The 23,220-nt window shown below is 70.2% G+C and carries 23 protein-coding genes and 1 riboswitch; of the genes, 6 read left to right on the plus strand and 17 right to left on the minus strand.

The features are described from left to right. Positions 1-61 precede the first annotated feature (61 nt). Both BLW82_RS13015 and BLW82_RS13020 read right to left on the minus strand, forming a co-directional pair. On the minus strand, positions 62-760 hold the full coding sequence (locus BLW82_RS13015) for an SDR family oxidoreductase (protein WP_177232927.1): 699 nt from the start codon (positions 758-760) through the stop codon (positions 62-64). 16 nt (positions 761-776) lie between these two features. Next, a complete protein-coding gene (locus BLW82_RS13020; RefSeq protein WP_093498941.1) occupies positions 777-1,316 on the minus strand; it encodes an LOG family protein in 540 nt (179 codons plus the stop codon). A 158-nt stretch (positions 1,317-1,474) separates the two neighbouring features. Between BLW82_RS13020 and BLW82_RS13025 the strand changes: the two genes are divergently transcribed. Then, positions 1,475-1,801, plus strand: coding sequence for a DUF427 domain-containing protein (locus BLW82_RS13025; RefSeq protein ID WP_093498942.1), 327 nt, complete (start codon positions 1,475-1,477; stop codon positions 1,799-1,801). Here the strand turns inward: BLW82_RS13025 and mnmA are convergent. After that, complete coding sequence (mnmA, locus tag BLW82_RS13030; RefSeq protein ID WP_093498943.1) at positions 1,777-2,913, minus strand: tRNA 2-thiouridine(34) synthase MnmA; 1,137 nt, start codon at positions 2,911-2,913, stop codon at positions 1,777-1,779. The genes BLW82_RS13025 and mnmA overlap by 25 nt on opposite strands. 60 nt (positions 2,914-2,973) lie before the next feature. Between mnmA and BLW82_RS13035 the strand changes: the two genes are divergently transcribed. After that, positions 2,974-3,636 carry an N-acetylmuramoyl-L-alanine amidase gene (locus tag BLW82_RS13035; RefSeq protein ID WP_093498944.1) on the plus strand — a complete coding sequence of 221 codons (663 nt, stop codon included), beginning with the start codon at positions 2,974-2,976 and terminating at the stop codon, positions 3,634-3,636. Positions 3,637-3,806: 170 nt separating this feature from the next. On the opposite strand, the gene BLW82_RS13040 is transcribed toward BLW82_RS13035, so the two are convergent. The 3 genes from BLW82_RS13040 to BLW82_RS44395 all read right to left on the minus strand — a co-directional run bounded on the left by BLW82_RS13040 (position 3,807) and on the right by BLW82_RS44395 (position 5,594). Then, positions 3,807-4,970 (minus strand): cysteine desulfurase family protein, encoded by a 1,164-nt coding sequence (locus tag BLW82_RS13040; protein ID WP_093498945.1) that lies wholly within the window; start codon positions 4,968-4,970, stop codon positions 3,807-3,809. A gap of 142 nt (positions 4,971-5,112) precedes the next feature. Further along, entirely contained in the window at positions 5,113-5,391 is a 279-nt protein-coding gene (locus BLW82_RS13045) for a DUF4190 domain-containing protein (protein ID WP_093508021.1), read from the minus strand. Between the two features lie 35 nt (positions 5,392-5,426). Next, a complete protein-coding gene (locus BLW82_RS44395) occupies positions 5,427-5,594 on the minus strand; it encodes a hypothetical protein (protein ID WP_089098627.1) in 168 nt (55 codons plus the stop codon). 120 nt (positions 5,595-5,714) lie between these two features. On the opposite strand from BLW82_RS44395, the gene BLW82_RS13055 reads away from it, so the two are divergent. Then, positions 5,715-6,353: a TetR family transcriptional regulator gene (locus BLW82_RS13055; RefSeq protein ID WP_093498946.1), complete on the plus strand. Its 639-nt coding sequence runs from the start codon at positions 5,715-5,717 to the stop codon at positions 6,351-6,353. 521 nt (positions 6,354-6,874) lie between these two features. On the opposite strand, the gene BLW82_RS13060 is transcribed toward BLW82_RS13055, so the two are convergent. Further along, the gene (locus BLW82_RS13060) at positions 6,875-7,726 is read right to left on the minus strand and encodes a thioesterase family protein (RefSeq protein ID WP_093498947.1); all 852 of its coding nucleotides are present in this window, start codon (positions 7,724-7,726) and stop codon (positions 6,875-6,877) included. Positions 7,727-7,969: 243 nt separating this feature from the next. Between BLW82_RS13060 and BLW82_RS13065 the strand changes: the two genes are divergently transcribed. After that, positions 7,970-9,199, plus strand: a complete 1,230-nt coding sequence (locus BLW82_RS13065) for an alpha/beta hydrolase (RefSeq protein ID WP_093498948.1) — start codon at positions 7,970-7,972, stop codon at positions 9,197-9,199. On the opposite strand, the gene BLW82_RS13070 is transcribed toward BLW82_RS13065, so the two are convergent. Both BLW82_RS13070 and BLW82_RS13075 read right to left on the minus strand, forming a co-directional pair. Then, on the minus strand, positions 9,108-9,767 hold the full coding sequence (locus tag BLW82_RS13070) for a trimeric intracellular cation channel family protein (protein WP_093498949.1): 660 nt from the start codon (positions 9,765-9,767) through the stop codon (positions 9,108-9,110). The two genes, BLW82_RS13065 and BLW82_RS13070, sit on opposite strands and share 92 nt — an antisense overlap. A gap of 47 nt (positions 9,768-9,814) precedes the next feature. Further along, entirely contained in the window at positions 9,815-11,206 is a 1,392-nt protein-coding gene (locus BLW82_RS13075; protein WP_093498950.1) for a M1 family metallopeptidase, read from the minus strand. 332 nt (positions 11,207-11,538) lie between these two features. Between BLW82_RS13075 and BLW82_RS13080 the strand changes: the two genes are divergently transcribed. Continuing rightward, positions 11,539-12,060 carry a hypothetical protein gene (locus BLW82_RS13080; protein ID WP_143063663.1) on the plus strand — a complete coding sequence of 174 codons (522 nt, stop codon included), beginning with the start codon at positions 11,539-11,541 and terminating at the stop codon, positions 12,058-12,060. A 93-nt stretch (positions 12,061-12,153) separates the two neighbouring features. Here BLW82_RS13080 and BLW82_RS13085 read toward each other — a convergent pair whose 3' ends face one another. The 8 genes from BLW82_RS13085 to BLW82_RS13120 all read right to left on the minus strand — a co-directional run bounded on the left by BLW82_RS13085 (position 12,154) and on the right by BLW82_RS13120 (position 21,644). Then, on the minus strand, positions 12,154-13,437 hold the full coding sequence (locus BLW82_RS13085) for an ABC transporter ATP-binding protein (protein WP_256215781.1): 1,284 nt from the start codon (positions 13,435-13,437) through the stop codon (positions 12,154-12,156). A 23-nt stretch (positions 13,438-13,460) separates the two neighbouring features. Then, positions 13,461-14,558, minus strand: a complete 1,098-nt coding sequence (locus BLW82_RS13090; RefSeq protein WP_093498953.1) for an ABC transporter ATP-binding protein — start codon at positions 14,556-14,558, stop codon at positions 13,461-13,463. Further along, positions 14,555-15,553 (minus strand): ABC transporter permease, encoded by a 999-nt coding sequence (locus BLW82_RS13095; protein ID WP_093498954.1) that lies wholly within the window; start codon positions 15,551-15,553, stop codon positions 14,555-14,557. Before BLW82_RS13095 ends, BLW82_RS13090 begins: the two co-directional genes overlap by 4 nt. Positions 15,554-15,664: 111 nt before the next feature. Further along, positions 15,665-17,461 carry an ABC transporter substrate-binding protein gene (locus BLW82_RS13100; RefSeq protein ID WP_093498955.1) on the minus strand — a complete coding sequence of 599 codons (1,797 nt, stop codon included), beginning with the start codon at positions 17,459-17,461 and terminating at the stop codon, positions 15,665-15,667. A gap of 70 nt (positions 17,462-17,531) precedes the next feature. Then, a complete protein-coding gene (locus BLW82_RS13105; RefSeq protein ID WP_093498956.1) occupies positions 17,532-18,539 on the minus strand; it encodes an ABC transporter permease in 1,008 nt (335 codons plus the stop codon). 375 nt (positions 18,540-18,914) lie between these two features. Then, positions 18,915-19,706, minus strand: a complete 792-nt coding sequence (locus BLW82_RS13110; protein WP_093498957.1) for an enhanced serine sensitivity protein SseB C-terminal domain-containing protein — start codon at positions 19,704-19,706, stop codon at positions 18,915-18,917. Positions 19,707-19,875: 169 nt separating this feature from the next. Next, positions 19,876-20,667 (minus strand): enhanced serine sensitivity protein SseB, encoded by a 792-nt coding sequence (locus BLW82_RS13115; RefSeq protein WP_093498958.1) that lies wholly within the window; start codon positions 20,665-20,667, stop codon positions 19,876-19,878. Between the two features lie 251 nt (positions 20,668-20,918). Beyond that, a complete protein-coding gene (locus BLW82_RS13120; protein ID WP_107408614.1) occupies positions 20,919-21,644 on the minus strand; it encodes an AAA family ATPase in 726 nt (241 codons plus the stop codon). 183 nt (positions 21,645-21,827) lie between these two features. Next, positions 21,828-21,925, plus strand: a riboswitch (glycine riboswitch). 158 nt (positions 21,926-22,083) lie between these two features. Here BLW82_RS13120 and gcvT point away from each other — a divergent pair. Continuing rightward, positions 22,084-23,211: a glycine cleavage system aminomethyltransferase GcvT gene (gene gcvT / locus BLW82_RS13125; RefSeq protein ID WP_093498959.1), complete on the plus strand. Its 1,128-nt coding sequence runs from the start codon at positions 22,084-22,086 to the stop codon at positions 23,209-23,211. The last annotated feature ends 9 nt before the right edge of the window (positions 23,212-23,220 follow it).

Consider the following 23,220-nt stretch of genomic DNA (forward strand, 5'->3'; position numbering starts at 1 on the left):
TCCTCCCCCAGCCTTCGGCCGGGGGAGCCCCCAGCGCCCCTGGCGGGCGCCGCACACAAGCTCAGCCGGGAATCGGGCCCGGACGCACGGTCAGGTCGTTGATCTCCGCGTCCCTCGGCAGGTCCAGGGCGGTCAGGATCGTGGTCGCGACCGACTCCGGGTCGATCCAGCGCGCGGGGTCGTAGTCCTTGCCCTCCTGCTGGTGGACCTTGGCCTGCATCGGGCTCGCCGTGCGGCCCGGGTAGACCGAGGTGACGCGGACGCCGTTGCCGTGCTCCTCTGCGCGGAGGGAGTCGGCGAGGGCCTTCAGGCCGTGCTTGGAGGCCGCGTACGCCGACCAGTTCGCGTGCGCGTTGAGGCCGGCGCCGGAGTTCACGAAGAGCACGTGACCGCGGGCGGCGCGGAGCTGGGGCAGGAAGTGCCGGGTCAGCTCGGCCGGTGCGATCAGGTTGACGTTGAGCTGGTGGCGCCAGGACTTCGGGGTCAGCTCGCCGACCTCGCCCAGGTCGACGACGCCGGCGATGTGCAGCAGCGAGTCCACCCGGTCCGGGAGGCTCTGGTGGGAGAAGGCCCAGGAGAGCTTGTCCGGGTCGGCCAGGTCGCCGACCAGGGTGCGGGCGCCGGGATACCCCGCGGCCAGTTCCTTCGCGCGGCCCGCGTCGCGCGCGTGCAGGACGATGTCGTCCCCGCGCGCGTGCAGGCGCCGGGCCACCGCGGCGCCGATGCCGGAACCGGCGCCGGTGATCACATGAGTTGCCATGGGGGCCATGCTCGCATCAACGGGTGCCGCGGCCCGTCTCCAGGTACGTGAGCGCCTCGGCGGGATCCTCCGCGAAGAACATCAGCTCCGCCAGGGGACGGGGCAGGAAACCCTCCGCCTCCATGCGGTGGAACTGCTGCTTCAGGCCGTCGTAGAAGCCGGCGCTGTTGAGCAGGACGACGGGCTTGTCGGTGCGGCCGTGCTTCTTCAGCTCCAGGATCTCGGTGGCCTCGTCGAGGGTGCCGGTGCCGCCGACCATGATGACGACGGCGTCGGCCTTCTCCAGGAGCAGTCGCTTGCGTTCGGCGAGGTCGGCTGCGATGACCATCTCGTCTGCGCCGGGACGGGCCTTGTTGGCGAGGAACTCGACGGAGACGCCGATCAGCTTGCCGCCGGCTTCCTGGACGCCGTCGGCGACCACTTTCATGAGGCCGACGTTGGAGCCGCCCCAGACCAGGGAGTGGCCGCCCTTGCCGATGAGTTCCGCGAAGTCGCGGGCGGGGCGGGTGTAGCGGTCGTCGAGATCTGCCGCGGAGAGGAAGACACAGATTCGCATGGGGTCAGGGTATGCATCGCGTTGTCCGGCGGGCGGGTGTGCGGGGGCTGGGCGCGCCCACGCGGAGGTAGCCGCACATCGAATACAGCCCCGCGCACCCGAAAGGGCGGTTCACCGGCCCTCGGGAACAAGTGGGCGTCCGTCGGCGTCAACCTCGTATGGCCTCAGGACACACGATCACCATCGAGAACAGCGACCAGCACGTGCGCGTGACGCACGGCGACCTGGTCCTCGCCGAGAGCGACCAGGCTCTCCTGCTCCACGAGACCGGCTGTCCCCCGCGCTACTACATCCCCGCGGAGGACGTCCGCCTCGATCTCCTCACGCCCTCCGAGACGCACACCGTCTGCCCCTTCAAGGGGACCGCCTCCTACTGGTCCCTGCCGGACGCGCCGGACCTGGTCTGGGCGTACCCCGAGCCGAAGGCGGACGTAGCCCAGATCAAGGACCACCTCTGCTTCTACGAGGTGGACGTCACCGGCTGACGCCGGACGGTCGAGGCGATCGTCGCCGAGCCGACGACGCGGGTGTCGTCGTACAGGACGATCGCCTGGCCGGGGGCGACGCCGCGGACCGGCTCGGTGAACGTGACGTGCAGTTCGCCGTCGGTCAGCTCGGCGCGCACCTCGGTCTCGCCGCCGTGGGCGCGGAGCTGGGCGGTGTAGGTGCCGGGCGCGGTGGGGGCGGTGCCGCACCAGCGGGGCTTGATCGCGGTGAGGCCGGTGACGTCGAGGGCGGCGGCCGGGCCGACCGTCACCGTGTTGTCCACCGGCGAGATGTCAAGGACGTAGCGGGGCTTGCCGTCGGCGGCGGGGTGGCCGATCCGCAGGCCCTTGCGCTGGCCGATGGTGAAGCCGTACGCGCCCTCGTGGGTGCCGACCTTGGTGCCGGACTCGTCGACGATGTCACCCTCGGCCTTGCCGAGCCGCCGGGCGAGGAAGCCCTGGGTGTCGCCGTCGGCGATGAAGCAGATGTCGTGCGAGTCGGGCTTCTTGGCGACCGCGAGGCCCCGGCGCTCGGCCTCGGCACGGATCTCGTCCTTGGTGGTGAGGGTGTCGCCGAGCGGGAAGAGGGCGTGGGCGAGCTGCCGCTCGTCCAGGACGCCGAGCACGTACGACTGGTCCTTCGCCATGTCGGAGGCGCGGTGCAGCTCGCGGGAGCCGTCGGGGAGCGTCACGATCTTCGCGTAGTGGCCGGTGCAGACGGCGTCGAAGCCGAGCGCGAGGGCCTTGTCCAGCAGGGCCGCGAACTTGATCTTCTCGTTGCAGCGCAGGCACGGGTTGGGGGTGCGGCCCGCCTCGTACTCGGCGACGAAGTCCTCGACGACGTCCTCACGGAAGCGGTCGGCGAGGTCCCAGACGTAGAACGGGATGCCGATGACGTCGGCGGCCCGGCGGGCGTCGCGGGAGTCCTCGATGGTGCAACAGCCCCGGGCGCCCGTGCGGAAGGACTGCGGGTTCGCGGAGAGCGCGAGGTGGACGCCGGTGACGTCGTGACCGGCCTCGGCCGCGCGGGCGGCGGCGACGGCGGAGTCCACGCCGCCCGACATGGCGGCGAGGACGCGGAGGGGGCGGGTGCGCTTCGGGGTGTCAGTCATAGCCCCTCCAGGGTACGGGGACGCGGGAACCAGGGCCCGCGAGTATCCGTTGGAGATCGCATGGGGGCGAATCAGGCAGTGGCGGGGGACGGTGACCGCAGGCTCGGGCGGCGGGCGCTGCTGGTGGGCGGGGCGGCGGCCGCCGCGGGCACGCTGGCGCTGACCAGGGACGAACTGTCGCGGCTCTACTGGCGGCTACCGGGGGTGCGCAAGGCGCGGGTGGCGGGCGCGGTGGACTTCAGGGGCGCGCGCTGGGTGGCGGCGTCCCCGGCGAACTACCGGACGGCGGACCGGCCGTCCGACTACCCCGTGGACCGGGTGGTCGTCCATGTGACCCAGGGCGGCTACGCGAGCGCGGTGAGGGCCTTCCAGGACCCGGCGCACCAGGCGGCGGCGCACTACATCGTGCGCCAGGACGGGCGGATCACCCAGCTGGTCCGCGAGCTGGACGTGGCGTTCCACGCGGGGAACAGGTCGTACAACGAGCGCAGTGTGGGGATCGAGCACGAGGGGTTCGTGGACCGCCCGGAGGACTTCACGGCCGCGATGTACGCGGCCTCGGCGCGGCTGACGGCCGCGATATGCCGGCGGTACGGGATGGCCGTGGACCGCGAGCACGTGATCGGTCATGCCGAGGTGCCGGGGACGGATCACACCGACCCGGGAAAGCACTGGGACTGGGGGCGTTACATGGGGCTCGTTCGGCGGGCCGGACAGACCTGACCCGCGTTCCACCTGTGGCCCGATCGTTATCTTGTGCCCGTGCCGCACGTCGTCCGTGTCCGTTGCGTCCCGCACCCGGGGCACGAGCTGCGGCTGCTCGGCCAACCCTTTTCCCCTGCGGCCGGGTCGGCGCCCGATCCGCGGGGCGCGGGCGGGACCCCCGTGGCCGGTCAGCTGAGCCCGGCGGCCCTGGCCCGCTCCACCGCCGGGCCGATCACCTTCCCGACCGCCTCGACGTCGGCCTGGGTGGAGGAGTGGCCGAGTGAGAAGCGCAGGGTGCCGCGGGCCAGGTCCGGGTCGGTGCCGGTGGCCAGCAGGACGTGACTGGGCTGGGCGACCCCGGCGGTGCACGCGGAGCCCGTCGAGCACTCGATGCCCTGGGCGTCGAGCAGCAGGAGCAGCGAGTCGCCCTCGCAGCCGGGGAAGGTGAAGTGCGCGTTGGCGGGGAGGCGGTCCACCGGGTCGCCGCCGAGGATCGCGTTGGGTACGGCCGTACGGACGGCGTCGATCAGCGCGTCGCGCAGGGCGCCGATCTCCCGGGCGAACCACTCGCGGCGCTCGGCGGCGAGCCGCCCCGCCACCGCGAAGGAGGCGATCGCCGGGACGTCGAGGGTGCCGGAGCGCACGTGCCGCTCCTGGCCGCCGCCGTGCAGGACGGGTACGGGGGTGTACTCCCGGCCGAGGAGCAGGGCGCCGATGCCGTACGGGCCGCCGACCTTGTGGCCGGAGACGGTCAGCGCGGCGAGGCCGGAGGAGCCGAAGTCCAGCGGGATCTGGCCGAAGGCCTGGACCGCGTCGGCGTGCAGCGGGATGCCGAACTCGTTCGCCACGGCGGCGAGTTCGCGGACCGGCAGGATCGTGCCGATCTCGTTGTTGGCCCACATGACGGTGGCGAGGGCCACGTCGTCGGGGTTGCGTTCGATCGCCTCGCGCAGCGCCTCGGGGTGGACCCGGCCGTAGGTGTCGACGGGGAGGTACTCCACCGTCGCGCCCTCGTGTTCGCCGAGCCAGTCGACGGCGTCCAGGACCGCGTGGTGTTCGACAGGGCTGGCCAGGACCCGCGTGCGGGCCGGGTCGGCGTCGCGGCGGGACCAGTAGAGGCCCTTGACCGCGAGGTTGTCGGCCTCGGTGCCGCCGGAGGTGAAGACGACCTCGCTGGGGCGGGCGCCGAGCGCTTCCGCGAGGGTCTCCCTGGATTCCTCGACCGTGCGGCGGGCTTTGCGGCCCGAGGCGTGCAGGGAGGACGCGTTGCCGCTGACGCGGAGGGCGGCGGTGAGTGCTTCCACCGCTTCCGGGAGCATCGGGGTCGTGGCTGCGTGGTCGAGGTAGGCCATGGTGCGGTCGATTCTACGGGGGGCGGGGTAAGGGCCGCCCCAGCCGCCGCAGGTGGCCTGTGCCGGTGTGCGGGTGCCGGTGGTCCGTGGCTGGTCGCGCGGTTTCCCGCGCCCCTTCGGGGCGGGCTCCCCCGGGGCCTGCTTACAGGCTCCAGGAGATCGTGTTCGAGACCGCCATGGCGATCGCCAGGACCGCGAGGTCCGCCACGCCGAGCGCGAGGCCCAGGTACGCGCGGCCCTTGCGGACGGTGCCGCGCCACAGGGAGACCAGGGACAGGATGATCGCGATCGGGCCCAGGAACAGGTTCAGGACCAGGAGGCCCAGCAGACCCAGGATGAAGGACGCCACGGCCATGCCGTCGGCGTCGCGGCTGCCGGTGCGGGCATCTCGGCCGGGGGTGGCGGGGGCGGTGAGTTGCATCATGCTCAGCTCCTCAAGTGAGCGGGGGCGGAAGGTCAGTTGGCCGAGGTGTGACGGCGGCGGGCGAGGCGCTCGCGGAGTGCGAAGACGGCCAGCCAGACGACGATCACGGCGGCGAGGCCTGCGGTGACGTCGAGCGGCGCGTGGGCCACGGTGCCCAGCACCACGCCGAGCAGCATGAGTGCGGCGACGAGGAACAGCATGGGTTCGATCCCCCTCCGTTACATTTGGGTGAACGGTTGTAGTAACAGTTGTTCACTGACTTCGAGTCTAGCAACTCACACGGCTTTTCAATTCCGGAGAACAGTTGTTAACTGGATGACATGAGTCACACCCTCGGCATCCGACAGGCCCAGAAGCAGAAGACCCGCCAGGCCTTCCTGGACGCAGCGCTCGCCCTGCTGGAGGAGCAGAGCCTGAGCAGCCTGGGACTGCGCGAGGTCACCCGGGCCGTGGGCGTCGCCCCGACCGCCTTCTACCGCCACTTCCGCTCGACGGCCGACCTCGGCGTCGCGCTCGTCGACGAGGCGCTGGGCAGCCTGCACCCGATGGTCCGCACGACGGTCGCGACGGCCGGCGCAGAGCGCATCACCCGGGCCGTGCAGCTGATCGCGGACCATGTGGCCACGCACCCCGCGCACGTCCGGTTCATCGCCCGGGAGCGGCACGGCGGGGTGCAGCCGGTGCGGGAGGCGATCCGGGCCCAGCTCGCCCGGTTCGCGGAGGAGGTCAAGACCGAGCTGGCCAAGGATCCCGGGGCAGAGGACTGGAACGACGACGACCTGCTGATGCTCGCCCACCTCTACGTGGACCAGATGCTCATCACCGCCTCCCTGTTCCTGGAGACCCTGGAGTCCCCGGAGTCGGCCGAACCCTCCGAGGCGGTGCGGCAGCGCGTCGTCCAGCTCGCCACCCGGCAGCTGCGGCTGATCAGCCTCGGCCGGCAGCACTGGCTGGACTGAGCGGAGCGCCCCGCGGGAAGCGCCGCAGTAGGCCGTCAGTGCGCTGCGGCGCCGTCGTGGCCGGTCGCGCAGTCCCTTCCCCAGTCTTCGGCCGGGGGTACCTCCAGCGCCCCTCACGGGCGCTGCTCAACCGCGGCCTCTGTCGTGCGCCCCTCGCGGTCAGCTCTTCGTCGCTCGCGTGGTCGGTGCGCCGCCGGGCGCCGCGCCGCCCGCGCAGGGACCGCCCGGGCCGCCGCTCGGCATGCCGGTGGGGTTGCCTGCCGGCCTGCCGGTCGAGTTGCCGGTCGGCGGGCAGCTGGGCCCGCCCGACGCGTTGCCGGTGGGCAGGCCGGTCGGCTGCTGACAGCTCTGCCCGCCGGAGCTGCCGCTGCCGGACGACGACGAGGAGGTGGAGCGCTCTCCAAGAGGCGCCGCCGACCTGGGAGTTCACCGCACGGCGGCGCCCACCCGCCGCCACAAGCCCGTGACAGCACGAGGTTCCCGCTGCCGGAACGGTGACGCGCCGGTCCGGGTTTCCGGGGTCAGCCGAGGCGGACCCGGGCGAGTTGGCGGGACTGGGCCACCAAGCGGTCCTCGGCGTCCCAGACTTCGGCGTCCTCCTCCAGGAACCCGCCGGCCAGGTTGCGGGTGGTGATGGAGACGCGCAGCGGGCCCGGGGCGGGGCGGTGGCGGACGTGCACGGTGAGCTCGACGGTGGGCACCCAGCCCTTGAGGCCGATCTCGAACGCGGTCGGCGGCAGCGCGTCCACCGCGAGGAGCAGGGAGAGCGGGTCGGCGTCACGCCCGTCCGCGAGGCCGAACCAGGCGCGCATCTCGCCCTTGCCGGAGGGCGCGCCGAGGGCCCAGCCGAGGGTGGCGGGGTCCAGCTTGAGCATCAGGCGCTCGGTGATGGCGGAGCTGCCGTCGACCGGGGCCGGGCCGTCCTCCGGACCGAAGCAGTGCTCCATGGGCGGGATCGCGGGCGGGGTCGCCGTCGTGCGGACGTCGTCGGGGAGGGCGGCCAGGTCGCCGTAGGAGGCGAGGACGCGGATGCGTTCGACCTCGTTGCCCTCGTCGTCGTACTGGAAGAGCGAGGCCTGGCCGGTGGAGAGGGTGCGGCCGGTGCGGACGGTGTCCGTGCGGATCACGGCCGGGCCCGGCTGCGACGCGGTCAGGTAGTGCGCGGAGACGGTGAACGGGTCCGGGTGCGGCAGCGTGTCCGCGAGTGCCCGGCCGAGCACGGCAAGCAGGTAGCCGCCGTTGACCGCGCTGATGATGGTCCAGCCGGCCGAGAGGTCGATGTCGTAGACGCCGGGAGCGCGCCGGGTGACCGCGGTGTCGCGGTCGAACTCGCTGTCACCGATCACGGCCTGCGTGGATGCTGCTTCTGGCATACCTGAACAGTACAAGATGTGATTACTAAGCGGTAGCTTTTGTGATCCACGCACCAGCGGTCCGAGCGGCGTCCGGCCGGCTTCAGCCCGGCATCCGGCCGACGTCAGCCCGGCGTCCGGCGGGCGCCCGGCCGCTGTCCGGTCGGTAAGGGGCTCCGTCGGCCGAGTGAGGTTCCGGCAATTTCTAGGTAAGTGTCCGGACACGTCCGTAACCCGGAGCCCTCGATTCCCCTCTATGGGGACATGAGCCTCACCGGGACTCCGTTCCTCTACACGACCATCGTCCTGTCCGTGGTCGCCCTCATACTGCCGCTCGTCCTGTGGTCGAGGATGCGCGGGCCCAAGGCCGTCCGCGCCGCGGCCCGGATCCTGATGCTCCTGTTCGCGCAGGCCACCGCGGTCACGCTGATCTTCGTGCTGGTCAACAACGAGAACAACCTGTACGACAACTGGGCCGACCTCCTGGGCACCGGCGACCACGTCCAGCAGGCCGCGAACCTCGGCCAGGACGGCACCGGCGGCATAGCGCTGAAACGGCTGCCGAAGGTGAAGCAGGCCTTCGCGGCGGCCGACGGACCGGGCATGCGGGCGGCCGGCGGGGTCGAGGTCACCCAGCTCAAGGGCCGGGTCTCGGGTGTCAACGCCGAGGTCTACGTCTGGCTGCCGCCCCAGTACCACGAGGCCGCCTACCGCAACCACCGCTTCCCGGTCGTGGAGCTGCTGCCCGGCTACCCCGGCTCGGCGAAGGCCTGGTTCGGTTCGCTGAAGGTCACCGAGCAGCTGGAGCCGCTGATGAGGAGCGGCAAGGTCGCGCCGTTCATCCTGGTGGCGCCGCGCACCAACCTGCTGGCCGGGGTGGACACCGGCTGCGCCAATATCCCCGGCACGGTCAACGCGGACAGCTGGCTCAGCATTGACGTGCCGAAGATGGTGACCGACAACTTCCGTGCCGCGGCCGCCCCCGCCAACTGGGCCGTGGCCGGCTACTCCGCGGGCGCGCACTGCGCGGTCAAGCTGGCCGTCGCCCATCCGGACCGCTACCGGGCCGCGATCAGCCTCTCCGGCTACAACGACCCGATCGGCGAGCGCAATTCGCTCGCCGCGCAGAGCGTGACCCTGCGCGAGCAGAACAACCCCTACCTGCTGCTGCGCAAGGCCATCGCCCCGCCCCGGATCGCGCTCTACATCTCCGGCGAGTCCGGCGACGGCTATCAGGCCGGGGTCGCGCTCGAACAGATCGCCAAGGCTCCGACCACCGTGCACGTGGTGTACCTGCCGCGCAGCGCGGGCGGCCACAACATGGCGCTGTGGCGGCCCCAGGTGCCGACGGTCTTCGAGTGGCTCACCCTCAACATGGGCCAGAGCCGCGCCCGGGCCGGGGCTACTCCTCCCGAACCGTCGAACGCCGGTTCCACGCACGCGGCGCTCGCCAGTGGTAGCGCATCGCGAGCAGGCGCAGTACGAAAGCGGTGACGACCGCGAGCCCGCTGGTGAACGGGGACAGCGCGTCGTAGTGGATGCACAGCACCACCGTCGTCGCCCCGACGATCGCCGGGACCGCGTACAGGTCGCGGTCCCAGCGCAGCAGCGAGGGAACCTCGTTGGCGAGCACGTCCCGGAGCACGCCACCGCCGACCGCGGTGGCGAGCCCCAGGGCGGCGGAGGCGGTGAGGTTGAGGCCGTAGGAGTAGGCCTTCGTGGTGCCGCTGACCGCGAACAGGCCGAGGCCGGCCGCGTCGAAGACCAGGACCGACGACTGGATCCGCTCGACGTGCGGATGCAGGAAGAACACCACCAGGGCGGCGATCAGCGGGGTGATGAAGTACCCGAGGTCCGTGAAGGCGGCCGGGGGGACGGCCCCGATGATCACGTCCCGGAAGATCCCTCCGCCCAGCGCGGTGACCTCGGCCATCACCGCGATGCCGAAGACGTCGAAGTTCTTGCGGACGGCCAGCAGCGCGCCGGAGATGGCGAACACGAAGATGCCGATGACGTCGAGCGTGTGCTGGACGGAGGGAGAGAAGAGTTGCTGGAGCTGCACCCTGACATTGTGACCTGTCAGGGTGCATGAACCTTACAAACCCAGGCCTACAGGGCAGGTTTCCCTGCGGTGAAGAGCCAGGTCTGGAAGAGGTCGTCCAGTTGCTGCCCGCTGACCTTCTCCGCGAGGCGGATGAAGTCGGCGGTGTCGGCGTTGCCGTAGCGGTGCAGCTTCGTCCAGGCCGGGAGCAGCTTGAAGAAGGCGGTGTCGCCGATGCGCTCGCGCAGCATCTGGAGGGTCATCGCGCCGCGCTGGTAGACGGCCGAGGCGAACATGGTGTCGCGCTGCGGGTCGGCGACGGTGATCTGCCAGAAGGGGTTGTCGGCGGCCCGGGAGTTGTAGCCGGCGAGGAACGAGTCGTGGGCGGACCTGGTGCCCTGGTGCTCCGCCCACAGCCACTGGGCGTAGGTGGCGAAGCCCTCGTTGAGCCAGATGTCCTTCCACTGCGCCACGCTCACCGAGTCGCCGAACCACTGGTGGGCCAGCTCGTGCACGATCGTCGTCTCACTGCGCACCGCCGAGTAGGCCGGCTTGCTCTGCACCTCCAGCGAGAACCCGGCCTCGGGCATGTCGTCGACGATGGCCCCGGTCTCCTCGAAGGGGTACGGCCCGAAGAGCTGCGACCAGTAGTCGGTGGCGGCGGCCGTGACGGCGTACACGTCGACGCTGTTGCTGTTCGCGAGGACCGGGTCGATGGCGACGTAGATCGGGATGCCCGAGGGGGTCTTCCCGGTCCGCACGTCGAACTTCCCGATGGTGGCGGTGGCGAGGTAGGTCGCCATCGGTTTCGACTCGCGCCAGTGCGTGTACGTCGAGCCGCCCTTGTCGTACGTCGAGACCAGCCGGCCGTTGGAGACACCGGTCAGGCCCTGGGGCGCCTTGATGCGGATGTCGTAGGTGGCCTTGTCGGAGGGGTGGTCGCTGGACGGGAACCAGGTGGAGGCCGCGTTGGGCTCGCAGGCGACGAAGACGCCGTCGGTGGTCTTCATCCAGCCGTAGTCGGAGCCGAAGACGATGGGGCCGTTGAGGGGCTCGGGTATCCCGCTGTAGGTGACGGAGACCGTGAAGTCGCGGCCCTTGCGGAGCGGGTCCCGCGGGGTGACGGTGATCTCGTCGCCGGTCCGCGTGAACCGGGCCCGCCTGCCGTCCACTTCGACCTTCGTGACCTCCAGCTTCTGCAGGTCGAGGTCGAAGGCGGAGAGGTTCTGGGTGGCACGGGCGGTGAGCGTGGTACGGCCGTCGAGACGGCCGGTGTCCGGGGCGTAGGCCACGTCCAGGTCGTAGTGCCGTGCGTCGAAACCACCGTTGCCGAGCTGCGGGAAGTAGGGGTCACCGATGCCGTCGGCGCCCGGGGTGGGGGCGGGGGCGGCGGCGACGACAAGGAAAGAGGCCGCCGCGATCGCGAGGGCCCCTAAACGTGCCGAACGGGAGAAGGCCATGGGTCGTCCCTTCGGTGCATGGTCCGATTCGGTCGGATACGCCGAACCCTCTCCCCTCCCGTTCGGTCATGTACACGACTTTGCCAACTTGTCATGCATCACTTGCTGGTTGACTCCTGTCGGCTCCCACGAGCCCGGAAATCGGCACAGCGAAGCATCAAGGGACTTGAGCAGAAATTTGCCAGAGATTACATGGCGTAAAACGGCAACCTCAATTCTTGCTCAATCCCGCCGGAACTCAATTGACCGACCTCCGTCAACTTCATACGCTCGCTCGTGCTTGACGGTTTACGCCACAGCGAGAACCGGGCAACTCAACTGGGGGATTTTCCATGCGCAAGAGAGCGATGCTGGCCGCGTTCGTCATGGCCGGAACGGTGCCCGTCGTCGCGGGGGCGGCGCCGGCGTCGGCGACCGTCGTCACACCGAAGTCGTGCCCGACCACCTACGGGGTGCTCATCAAGTCGCACACGGCGTACCGGCTCCCCGCGAAGGGCGCCTACTACAAGGACGGCCCGGGCGGGACCATCACAGCCTCGGTGACCAAGGCCACCACCATCTCGTACAGCCTCTCCACCTCGCTGGAGGTCAGCGCGAGCTACCTCTTCGCCTCGGCCAAGGCCTCCGTGAGCGGCAGCATCACCAAGTCCGTGGCGGTCACGACCGGCCACTCGTACTCGCACAACATCAACGCCCACAAGTACGGCAACCTGCAGTACGGCTCGAACGGCTACAAGGTCGCCTGGGAGTCCAACCGCACCAACCCGAACTGCAGCACGACGGTGCTCGCGTCGGGCACCGCCAAGCTCCCGGCGACCTCGGTCGGCTGGCACTACTGGGAGACGAAGTCCTGACCTGAAAAGGGACTGCCCGGAAAAGACCGCCACATACGAAATTCCCCGGCTGCCCGAAAGGGCTGCCGGGGAATTCGCATGGAATGATTCCGACTACTTCTCGCCGGTGTTCTCCGAATTTCCGGACTCGGCAGCGGGCTCCGGTTCCGCGGACTCCCCCGCTTCGGCCTCTGCCTCTGCCTCGGCCTCGGCCTCTGCTTCGGCCTCCGCTTCGGCTGTCCCCGCGACCTCCGCCGCAACCGCCGCCGACGTCTCCGCCGACTCCGCGAGGACCTCGTCGGCGACCAGTTCGGCCGCTTCCTTGGCCACGGCCAGCAGCACGGTGTCCTGCGGGGCCTGGTCCTCGAAGTTCTCCGGGTGGTGGCAGGCGACCTGCTGTCCGGGCTTCAGCTGCACCAGCTTCGGCTCGGTGGTCCTGCAGATCTCCGTCGCCTTCCAGCACCGGGTGTGGAACCGGCAGCCGCTGGGCGGGGAGATCGGCGAGGGCACGTCGCCCTTGAGCAGGATGCGCTCGCTCTTGGCGTCCTTCCGCCTCGGGTCCGGGATCGGCACCGCCGACATCAGCGCCTTGGTGTACGGGTGCATCGGCGCCTTGTACAGGGAGTCCCGGTCGGCGAGTTCGACGATCTTGCCGAGGTACATCACCGCGATGCGGTCCGAGACGTGCCGGACCACCGAGAGGTCGTGGGCGATGATCACGTAGGTGAGGCCCAGTTCCTCCTGGAGGTCGTCCATGAGGTTCACGACCTGCGCCTGGATCGACACGTCGAGCGCGGAGACCGGCTCGTCGGCCACCACCAGCTTCGGCTTCAGCGCGAGCGCGCGGGCGATGCCGATGCGCTGGCGCTGGCCGCCGGAGAACTCGTGCGGATAGCGGTTGTAGTGCTCGGGGTTGAGGCCGACCACCGACAGCAGCCGCTGCACCTCCTTCTTGATCCCGCCCTCCGGCGTCACACCCTGGAGCTTGAAGGGCGCCCCGATGATCGTGCCGATGGTGTGGCGCGGGTTGAGCGAGGAGTACGGGTCCTGGAAGATCATCTGCACGTCGCGGCGCAGCGGGCGCATGCCGCCGACGCCCAGGTGCGTGATGTCCCGGCCCTCGAACTCGACCTTGCCGCCGGTCGGCTCCAGCAGCCGGGTGATCAGCCGGCCCATCGTCGACTTGCCGCAGCCGGACTCGCCCACGACGCCGAGGGTTTCACCTGCCTTGACCTCGAAGTCGAGCCCGTCCACCGCGTGCACGGCGCCGACCTGCCGCTGGAGCAGGCCCTTCTTGATCGGGAAGTGCTTCTGGAGGCCGGTCACCTTGAGCAGGGTCTCGCCCTGGGCGACGCCCCGGGTAGAGACGGCACCGTCGCTCTGCGCAGGAATGGTCACTGCCGCGTCCTTGGGGTTCTCGCTCACAGCTTCGGCGCAATCTCTTCGGTCCAGATCCGCTCCCGCTGCTCCTGCGTCATGTGGCAGGCGGCCCAGTGCCGGCCGCCGACCTCGGTCAGCTCCGGACGGACCGTGCGGGTGACGTTGTCCTTGGGGACGTCCGCGTACGGGCAGCGCGGGTTGAAGGCACAGCCGGACGGGATGTTGATCAGTGAGGGCGGGGAACCCTTCACCGGGATCAGGCGCTCCTGCTGCTCACGGTCGAGGCGCGGCATCGAACCCAGCAGACCCCAGGTGTAGGGGTGCCGGGGTTCGTAGAACACCTTCTCGGCCGGGCCGCGCTCGACACAGCGGCCGCCGTACATCACCAGGATGTCGTCCGCGAGTTCGGCGACGACGCCCAGGTCGTGGGTGATGACGATGACCGCGGAGCCGAACTCCTTCTGCAGGTCCCGGATGAGGTCGAGGATCTGCGCCTGGACGGTCACGTCCAGGGCGGTCGTCGGCTCGTCCGCGATGAGCAGTTCAGGGTTGTTGACCAGCGACATCGCGATCATCGCGCGCTGGCGCATACCGCCGGAGAACTCGTGCGGGTAGCTGTCCACCCGCTTGTCCGGCTGGGGGATGCCCACCCGGTCGAGCATCTCGACCGCGCGCCGCTTGGCGGTCTTCTTGTCGACGTTGTGGTGGATGCGATAGGCCTCCACGATCTGCTGGCCGATCGTGTAGTACGGGTGCAGCGCGGACAGCGGGTCCTGGAAGATCATCGACATCTGCCGGCCGCGGAGCTTGCGCACCTCGTCGGGCGGGCTGCTCAGCAGCTCGGTGCCGTCCAGCCAGATCTCGCCGGATATCTGCGCCTTGCGCTTGCCGTACTGCCCGGCGGTGTGCAGGCCCATGATGCCGAGCGAGGTCACCGACTTGCCGGAACCCGACTCGCCCACGATGCCGAGGGTCTTGCCCTTCTCCAGCTGGAAGGACAGGCCGTCGACGGACTTGACCAGGCCGTCGTCGGTCGGGAAGTGCACCTTCAGGTCGCGCACTTCCAGGAAGGCCGTCGGCGCGGGCGAGGCGCTCGTGGGCTCGCCCACGGCCGCACCGCTCTTGCTCAGTTCCGTCATGAGAGCCTCACTCGGGGGTCGATCACGGCGTACAGGATGTCCACCACGAGGTTGGCGATCAGCACCGCGAGAGAAGTGATCAGGGTGACGCCCAGGATGATGGGCAGGTCCTGGTTCTTGATGGCGGTCAGCACCGCCTGGCCGAGGCCCGGCAGGCTGAACGTCGTCTCGGTCAGGATGGCGCCGCCGATGAGAGCGCCGAGGTCCATGCCGAGCATGGTCAGGATCGGCGTCATCGTGGAGCGCATCGCGTGCTTGCCGATGACGACCTGTTCCTTGAGGCCCTTCGCGCGTGCCGTGCGGATGTAGTCCTCGCCGAGGATCTCCAGCATGGTGGCGCGAGTGATACGGGCGTACATGGCGGCGTAGAGGAAGGCGAGGGTGATCCAGGGCAGGATCATGCCGCCGAGCCAGCCGGAGAAGCTCTGGGCCAGCGGCACGTACTGACCGTTGATCCAGTTCAGTCCGTAACTGAAGACCGCCAGCGAGAGCAGACCGGTGAAGTAGATGGGAAGGGACACACCGCCGAGCGCGACCACCATGGCCGTGCGGTCCCAGATGCTGCCCCGCTTGAGCGCGGAGAGCACACCCGCCGCGACACCGAAGACCAGCCACAGCACGGCGGCACCGAGCGCGAGACCCAGGGTCACCGGGAAGCGGTCGGTCAGCACCGGCCAGACGGCCTGCTCGCTGCGGAAGGAGTAGCCGAAGCACGGCGCGGCGCAGTGGGTGACGTCACCGCCGGCCGCGTAGGTGCGGCCCACGAAGATGCCCTTGAAGAAGTGCCAGACCTGCACGAAGATCGGGTCGCCGAGACCCAGCTTCTCCCGCACCGCCGCGACGGCGTGAGGGTCGGCCTGCTTGCCCACGAAGCTCGTGGCGATGTCCACGCCCGCCCACTTGGGGACGAGGAAGAAGATGCAGAAGACCACCAGGATGATGACCACCAGCATCACTGCGGCGGCGAACAGCCGCCTGATGAGGTAAGCGAGCACAGCTAACGGCCCGCCGCGGGACCGCGGGCCACCGGAGGTCTTCCGGTGGCCCACGGTCCCGCCGCGCCGGCCTTCACCTGCCTTTCGTGCCGTGCGGCGGGTGTGCCGGGATTACTTCGTGGACTTCAGACCGATGTTGACGAAGTCGTAGTAGCCGCTGTACGCGTTCGTCGTGTACACGTTGGCGATACGCGAGGAGCGCCAGTTCAGGAGTCGCTCGAAGGTGAAGGGCAGGTAGTACGCGCCCTCGGTGACCTTGTGGTTGATCTCCGTGGCGATCTGCGTCTTCTTCGCCTCGTCCTGCTGGGCGTTGTACTGGTTGAACAGCCCGTCGATCGTCTTGTCCTTGATCAGGCCGAAGTTGTTGTTACCGCTCTGCAGGATGTAGCTGCTGTCCCACAGCGGGGCTCCGAAGCCCTGGACGGTCGGGAAGTCCGCGCCCCAGCCCATGATGATGATGCCGAGCTTCTTCTTCGCGACGTTCGAGGGAGAGCCGATGATGCCGGAGCTCTGCGCACCGTCGTACTGGTAGATGTCGGCCTGGATGCCGACCTTCTTCAGCGCCGCCTGCAGGGACGTGGCCGTGGCCACCTCCTGCTGCTTGTTGTTGCGGACCGCGATGGTGGTCTTGAAGCCGTTCGGCTGACCGCAGGCCTTCAGCGCCTTCTTGGCCAGGTCGTCGTTGCCGGTCTTGTTGGCACCGGAGATCCCGTACGGGTCGTACTTCTGGCCCTCGCCACCGGCGATGGCGGGCGGGAGCATGTTGGTACCGATGTCACCACCGGCGATCGGGCCACCGCGCGCGGTCTGCAGCGACACGTGGTCGGCCGCGTAGATGACCGCCTTGCGGCAATCGATGTTGTCGAACGGCTTGACGCTCTGCGGGAAGACCGCGTAGCGGATGAAGCCGGAGATCGGGTTGTCCAGGTTGCCCTTGTGCTGCTTCAGGGCGATGGTGCGGCCCTGCGGACCCAGACCCGTCTGGCTGGCGTCGATGTCGTAGTCGCCGTTGATCAGACGCTGGTCCATGTCGGACTGGTTCGAGGAGATGGTCAGCGAGATCTTGTCCGGGTACGCCTTGCGCACCGGGTCGGACGACGCCTTCCAGCTGGTGTTGCGCACCAGCACCAGCTTCTTGCCCGGGCTGTACGACTCGAACTTGTACGGGCCGGAGGAGAAGGGGTGCAGCGTGTACTTCGCCTTGGTGTCCTTGTCCTGGCGGACCGGGGACGCCGTGACCATGGCGAGGACCTGCTTGAAGTCCGCGTTCGCCTTGGGCAGGTGGAAGACGATCGTCTTGGCGTCGGGCGTGGAGATCGCCTTCAGGCCCAGGTGGTCCTTCGAGGTGTCCTTGTAGGGACCCTTGTAGGTGTTGTTGGGGTCGAGCATCTGCTGGAGGTAGATCGGACCGCCGGACAGCACGTCCTGCGCCCAGACCCGCTCGATGCCGTACTTGATGTCCTGGGAGGTGATGGCCTTGCCGTCCTCCCAGGTGATCCCGTCACGCAGGTGGAAGGTGTAGGTCTTGCCGTCGGCCGAGACCTGTCCCATGTCGGTGGCCAGGTCGGGCGTGAGCTCGGCGCCCGCGGCACCCGGCTCGGTCTTGAAGGTGAGCAGCTGACGGCTGTAGTACCGCGAGAAGTCCCACATGAAGCCGTAGTAACCGCGCGTGGTGTCCCAGAAGTCGGCGTCCTGGGCGGAGACGAACTTGAGCTCGCCGCCCTTCTTGACCAGCGAGGCCTGGGCGACCTTGTTGTTCGCCGCGTCGAAGCCGGCGGCGCCGTTCTTCGAACCGCCGTCGTCGCTGCTGTTTCCGCCGCCGCACGCTGCCAAGGCCAGCATGCCGGCGACCGCGGCAGCAGCGGCCAACGCCTGCTTACGCCGCCCTGAGGTGCGTTGGGTAGTCACGATCTCGGATCCTCCGGATTAGATGAGAGACCCCGTGTAGATGGCACGGGACGCTTGGGGGTAAGGCGGTTCAGCGGGAGCCCTTGGGGTCCAGCGCGTCCCGCACGCCGTCGCCGAAGAGGTTGAAGGCCAGAACGGTGATGAAGATCGCCACGCCGGGGACGACCATGTACATGGGGTCCGAGTCGTAGTAGTCGATCGCGGTGGAGAGCATCTGCCCCCAGGAGGACGTGGGCGGCTTGACGCCCACACCCAGGAAGCTGAGTGCCGCCTCGGTGAGGATGTTGGTGGGGATCATCATCGTCGTGTAGACGATGATCGGCGCGACCAGGTTGGGCAGCAGTTCCTTGAACAGGATGTAGAAGCGCCCGGCACCCAGCGATCGGGCGGCCTCGACGTACTCGCGCTCACGCATCGAGAGGGTCTGTCCGCGCACCACGCGTCCGATGTACGGCCAGCCGAAGAACCCGATGACCAGGATCATCACGAAGACGCGCACGCTGGAACCGCTCAACCCCAGCATGTCGTTCGGCATCACGGAGACCAGCGCGATGATGAAGAGCAGCTGCGGGAAGGCCAGCAGACCGTCCATGACGCGGCTGATCGCCGAGTCGACCCAGCCGCCGAAGAAGCCGGCCAGGATGCCGAGGACGGTGCCGAGGACGACGGCGACGATCGCGGACAGGAAGCCCACGAGGAGCGAGATCTGGGCGCCGTAGAGGATCCGCGCGAAGATGTCGCGGCCGTTGACGGGCTCGACGCCCAGCAGGTGGTCGCCGCTGATGCCGCCCAACGACCCCTTGGGGGTGCCGAACAGAGGGTCGATCAGGCTCTCGTGGAAGGTGTCCGGGTCCTGCCCGACCAGATTGGCGATCACTGGGGCGAGAACGGCGACCAGGATGAGGAGGAGCACAACAACGCCGCCCGTGAGGGCGAGTTTGTCGCGCTTGAGGCGCTCCCAGGCGATCCGGCCCAGGGAACGCCCCTGCACGGCCTCGTCACCGGCGTTGGCAGCCGCCGCTTCTTCGGCCGCACTCGGGACCGCCTCCGCGGTCGGCTCGTGCAATGGTGCCGTCATCTGGCAGGGACCCCTCTCAACCGGCGGTGGCCGGCTTGCACTTGCCGCTGGTAGCGGCATGATCGTTCTCTGCTGGGCAGGGTTGAACACCCCATGAAGCGCGAGTCTTCAACGCTGTGGCGACTGGTTGCCAGAGTTGGCGGTGAATGGATGCGCAACCGTGATACGAGCATGTAGTTTCGTTATCCGAACGCCGGGTAACGCCCGCCGGACACGGACATACCCTGACGAGACAGCGCATGAGCTGATGTATGTCCGCGGACTACGCGCGCAGACCGGCTTCGACCCCCGCCTCAGCCGCCGCGGTTCTCCCTGCGGTACGCGACGCCGACGGGCCGGCCGTCGAACCCCGCCTGCGGGAGGGATACAGCACGGTCAGTAGACGCCGGGCGCGGGCGGATACCCGTAGCCCGCCGCCGGGGCCGGTGCCGCGTGGGCCTCGCGGTCGTAGAACGGCCGTGCCGCCGCCCGCATCCACATCACGACCGGGTCGTACTCGTCGGTCATCGCGACCGTCGACACCGGCAGTCCGTCCGGCACCGCGCCGATCGACTGCTGCATCATCCCCCGCACCGAGTCCACGGCCGACGGCGAGGTGTCGTACACGTCCAGGCCGATCGCGAGGTACGGCGCCCCGAGGGCCGGCTGTACCCAGGCGCGGCGCAGCGAGCGGACCGCGGGGGTGCGGTGGGCGTTCTGCGTGAGCAGGGCGTAGAACTGCGGGACCTCGATGGCCGGTTCGGTGAGCCGGAGCGGGCCGGCCGGCTGGCGGTCCAGGCCGGTGGCGATGCGGCGCAGGTCCAGCCAGGGGATGCCGACGCCGCCGCCCGGGGCGTGCGGGTTGAGCCAGAGGCCGAAGTGGTCGGGGTAGAGCGTGCGGGCCACGTCGACGCCGTCGACCACCTCGTACGAGCGGTTCCAGCCGCTCGCGGAGAGTTCCTGGGCCGAGGTCACGCAGGGGGCGTAGCCGTGGCCCTCGACCTCCATGTTCCCGTACTGGGCGTCGGGGGAGCCGGCCTGGCCGTGCCAGAGCAGCATCCAGATCTGGCCGGAGGACGGCGTGGCGAGGGCGCGGAGGAGTGCCTCGTAGGCGTCGTAACGCCCGGGGGTTACCTGGCGCAGCATGTGCTCGACCTGTCCGGCCGCCGCGGTGCCGCTGGCGCTCACGTGTTACCGCCCCTTCATCTGGTGCCCCGCGTCTGGAGGGCGCCCCGCCGTTGGAGACAGCTTATGCGCCCAGGGGGCGGGGGCCGATTGTCCGTCGGCGGGTGCGGGTTTCGTCGTGGCGGAGCGCGCGGTTCCCCGCGCCCCCGAGTCGGCTGCCCCCAGGGCGCTCCTAGTGACCGTACTGATAGAAGGGGCGCACGTTCTCCCGCATCCAGTGGCCCACGGGGTCGTCCGCCACGTCGAGCAGGACCAGGTTCACCGGCCACTTCACCGGGACCCGGCCCAGCGCCTTGCCCAGGGCCTCCAGCGGCAGCGCGCGCAAGTCGCCCTCCCACTGGGAGAGTTCGATGCCCACGAACATCACCGGGTCGGCCGTCTCGATCGCGGCCAGGCAGCGGCGGGCCGTGGTGACCACGCCGATCGCCGCGAACTCCGCCGACGCCGCGGCCAGGAAGTCCATCGGGTCGTCCTGCCAGTCCGGTTCGAAGAGGCGGACCCGGCCGCCGGAGGCGGGGCCGTCCAGTTCGGTGCGGCCGGCCCGGCAGAGCTGGGCGACCGCCTCCGGGGGCAGCGGGAGACCGACCACTCCCCCGGGGTTGACGGCGATGCCGACCTGCGGGGGCAGGCCGCGGGCGAACTCGACCGCCGGGGCGATCGTGTACGACAGGTGGGAGCCGGCCACCTGCCGGAACTGCTCCTCGGAGCTGAAGACCGGCACGTACACCTGGCCCTCGATCTGCATGGTGGGCAGGTCCAGCGGGCCGCTGTGCGGGCCGCCGCCCTCGGGCAGCGGGATCCACAGGAAGCTCCGCCCCAGTACCTCGATGAGCCGGCCCGCCGCCGCGGGCACGCCGAGGGAGGCCGACAGGACCTCCTCCAGTTCGTTGCCGGGCCACCCGCCGTGCGGGTGGGGGTGCGCCTGTGCCGGGAAGTCCGCGGGAATGTCCGCCGGGAAGTCCATCTGCCTACCGCCTGCTGGAAACCGCTGCTGAGGCTGGAAAGGCTAGCGGGTGACACCGACAAAGCCACCCCACCAGCCGGTTCGGGCCGCGGAGGCGGTCCCGGCGCGCCACGGCCCTCACCGCGCACCACGGCCCTCACCGCGCACCACGGCCCTCACCGCGCACCACGGCCCTCACCGCGCACCACGGCCGTCACCGCGCGCCACGGCCCTCACCGCGCGCCACGGCCGTCCCGGGCGCACCATGGCCCTCACCGCGCGCCACGGCCGTCCCGGCGCGCCGCAACCGGTCCGTCGCGGCCGTCTCGGTGCTCGAAGCCGATCCGGTGCAGTACGTCCGCCGCGGCCCGGTCGAGGAGGACCGCCGAGCCGACGCCCTCGGGAAGCCTCCCCTTCTCCGCCGCGCGCAGCAGCCGGCCGGCCGCCCTGCGGTGGCGCAGGAAGGCGTACCGGGAGACGCCCCGGCCGCGCTCGCGCTGGCCGTCCAGTGCCGTGCCCGGCGTGACGTCGAGGAGCAGCAGGTGCAGGGTGCCGCCGCGGCGGCGGGCCTCCCGGGCCAGCCAGTCGCGCACCCAGGCCTGGGTTCCGCAGTCGTGCACGACCACGCCCTCGCCGGTGCCGAGGGCCCGGCGCAGCCCCGCGTAGTGGGCGAGGCGGACCAGCGGGCGGTAGAGGGCGTACGGCAGGAGCCGGGCCAGGCGGGCGTCCCAGCGGTCGCGGGTGTCCTGGGAGTCGACGCGGATGCCCTGCACGGTGCGGTGCATCAGGGTGGACTTGCCGCTGCCGGGCAGCCCGGTGACCACGACCAGGTCCCGGGGGCCGAAGAGCAGGCCGTGCGGGCTGTGCCCGGCCCGGCCGCGCAGGTCGCGGACGACCGGCGCGGGGCGTTCGTCGCACCGCTCGCGGGCCGGGGCCGTCGGCTGCCGGGGCAGGGCGATGCCCGTCGTCGCGTACGCCGTGGTCCTTGTCACCGTGATCGTCCTCCCTGGGGGCTCAGGAAAGGTTTTCCCCACTGAACGTAAAGAGAAGGTAATGCACGGTGTCTCGCGGTTCCGTTCGCGTCCTGCCACAGACGCGTCACAGTGCTCCGGGACGGGTCCGGCCTGCCACGGACCCGGGGGGCGTGCAATGATGTCCGCGCCAACTGCATACCGGCCGCTTGAATCCGCGCGGGAGAGTCCCCAGCCGTCTTCGCTGGGGCGCCGAAGGAGCAAGTCCCTCCCTTGAATCTCTCAGGCCCCGTTACCGCGCGGGCGAGGCACATCTGAAAAGCGGGCCGCTGTGTCAGTGGCTCCACCCAAGGTGCAAGCCGTGACCATTTCGGTGGTCAGGGCGAACCTCTCAGGTTCCGATGACAGATGGGGAGGACAGCCCTCGCCTGTCATGCCCTTGGGACCTCCGGGAGACGACCGACCGATGAGCAGTACCGATTCCGCCGCACCCCGCCGTACCGCGCTCGATGCCCTGCACCGCTCGCTCGGCGCGACCATGACCGACTTCGCCGGCTGGGACATGCCCCTGCGCTACGGCTCCGAGCGCGACGAGCACGTCGCCGTACGGACCAGGGCCGGGCTCTTCGACCTGTCCCACATGGGCGAGATCACCGTGACCGGCCCGCAGGCCGCCGCCCTGCTGAACCACGCCCTGGTCGGGAACATCGCCTCCGTCGGCACGGGCCGGGCCCGCTACACCATGATCTGCCGCGCCGACGGCGGCATCCTGGACGACCTGATCGTCTACCGGCTGGCCGAGACCGAGTACCTGGTCGTCGCCAACGCCTCCAACGCCCAGGTCGTCCTCGACGCGCTCGTGGAGCGCTCCGCGGGGTTCGACGCCGAGGTCCGCGACGACCGGGACGCGTACGCGCTGATCGCGGTCCAGGGCCCGGAGTCCCCGGGCATCCTCGCCTCCCTCACCGACGCCGACCTGGACGGGCTGAAGTACTACGCCGGGCTGCCCGGCACCGTCGCCGGCGTCCCGGCGCTGATCGCGCGCACCGGCTACACCGGCGAGGACGGCTTCGAGCTGTTCGTGAAGCCGGAGCACGCGGTGGAGCTGTGGCAGGCGCTGACCAAGGCGGGTGCCCCCGTGGGCCTGGTGCCGTGCGGGCTGTCCTGCCGGGACACGCTGCGCCTCGAGGCGGGCATGCCGCTGTACGGGCACGAGCTCACCACCTCGCTCACCCCCTTCGACGCCGGGCTCGGCCGGGTGGTGAAGTTCGAGAAGGAGGGCGACTTCGTGGGGCGTGCCGCGCTCGCCGAGGCCGCCGCCCGCGCCGAGCAGAACCCGCCGCGGGTGCTCGTCGGCCTGGTCGCCGAGGGCCGCCGGGTGCCGCGCGCCGGGTACCCGGTGGTGGCCGGCGGCGAGGTGATCGGCGAGGTCACCTCGGGTGCCCCCTCCCCCACCCTGGGCAGGCCGATCGCCATGGCGTACGTCGACGCGGCGCACTCGGCGCCGGGCACGGCGGGCGTCGGGGTCGACATCCGGGGCAGTCACGAGCCGTACGAGGTCGTGGCACTGCCCTTCTACAAGCGCCAGAAGTAGCCCACAGCC

This window comes from Streptomyces sp. Ag109_O5-10, assembly GCF_900105755.1.
Lineage (GTDB): Bacteria > Actinomycetota > Actinomycetes > Streptomycetales > Streptomycetaceae > Streptomyces.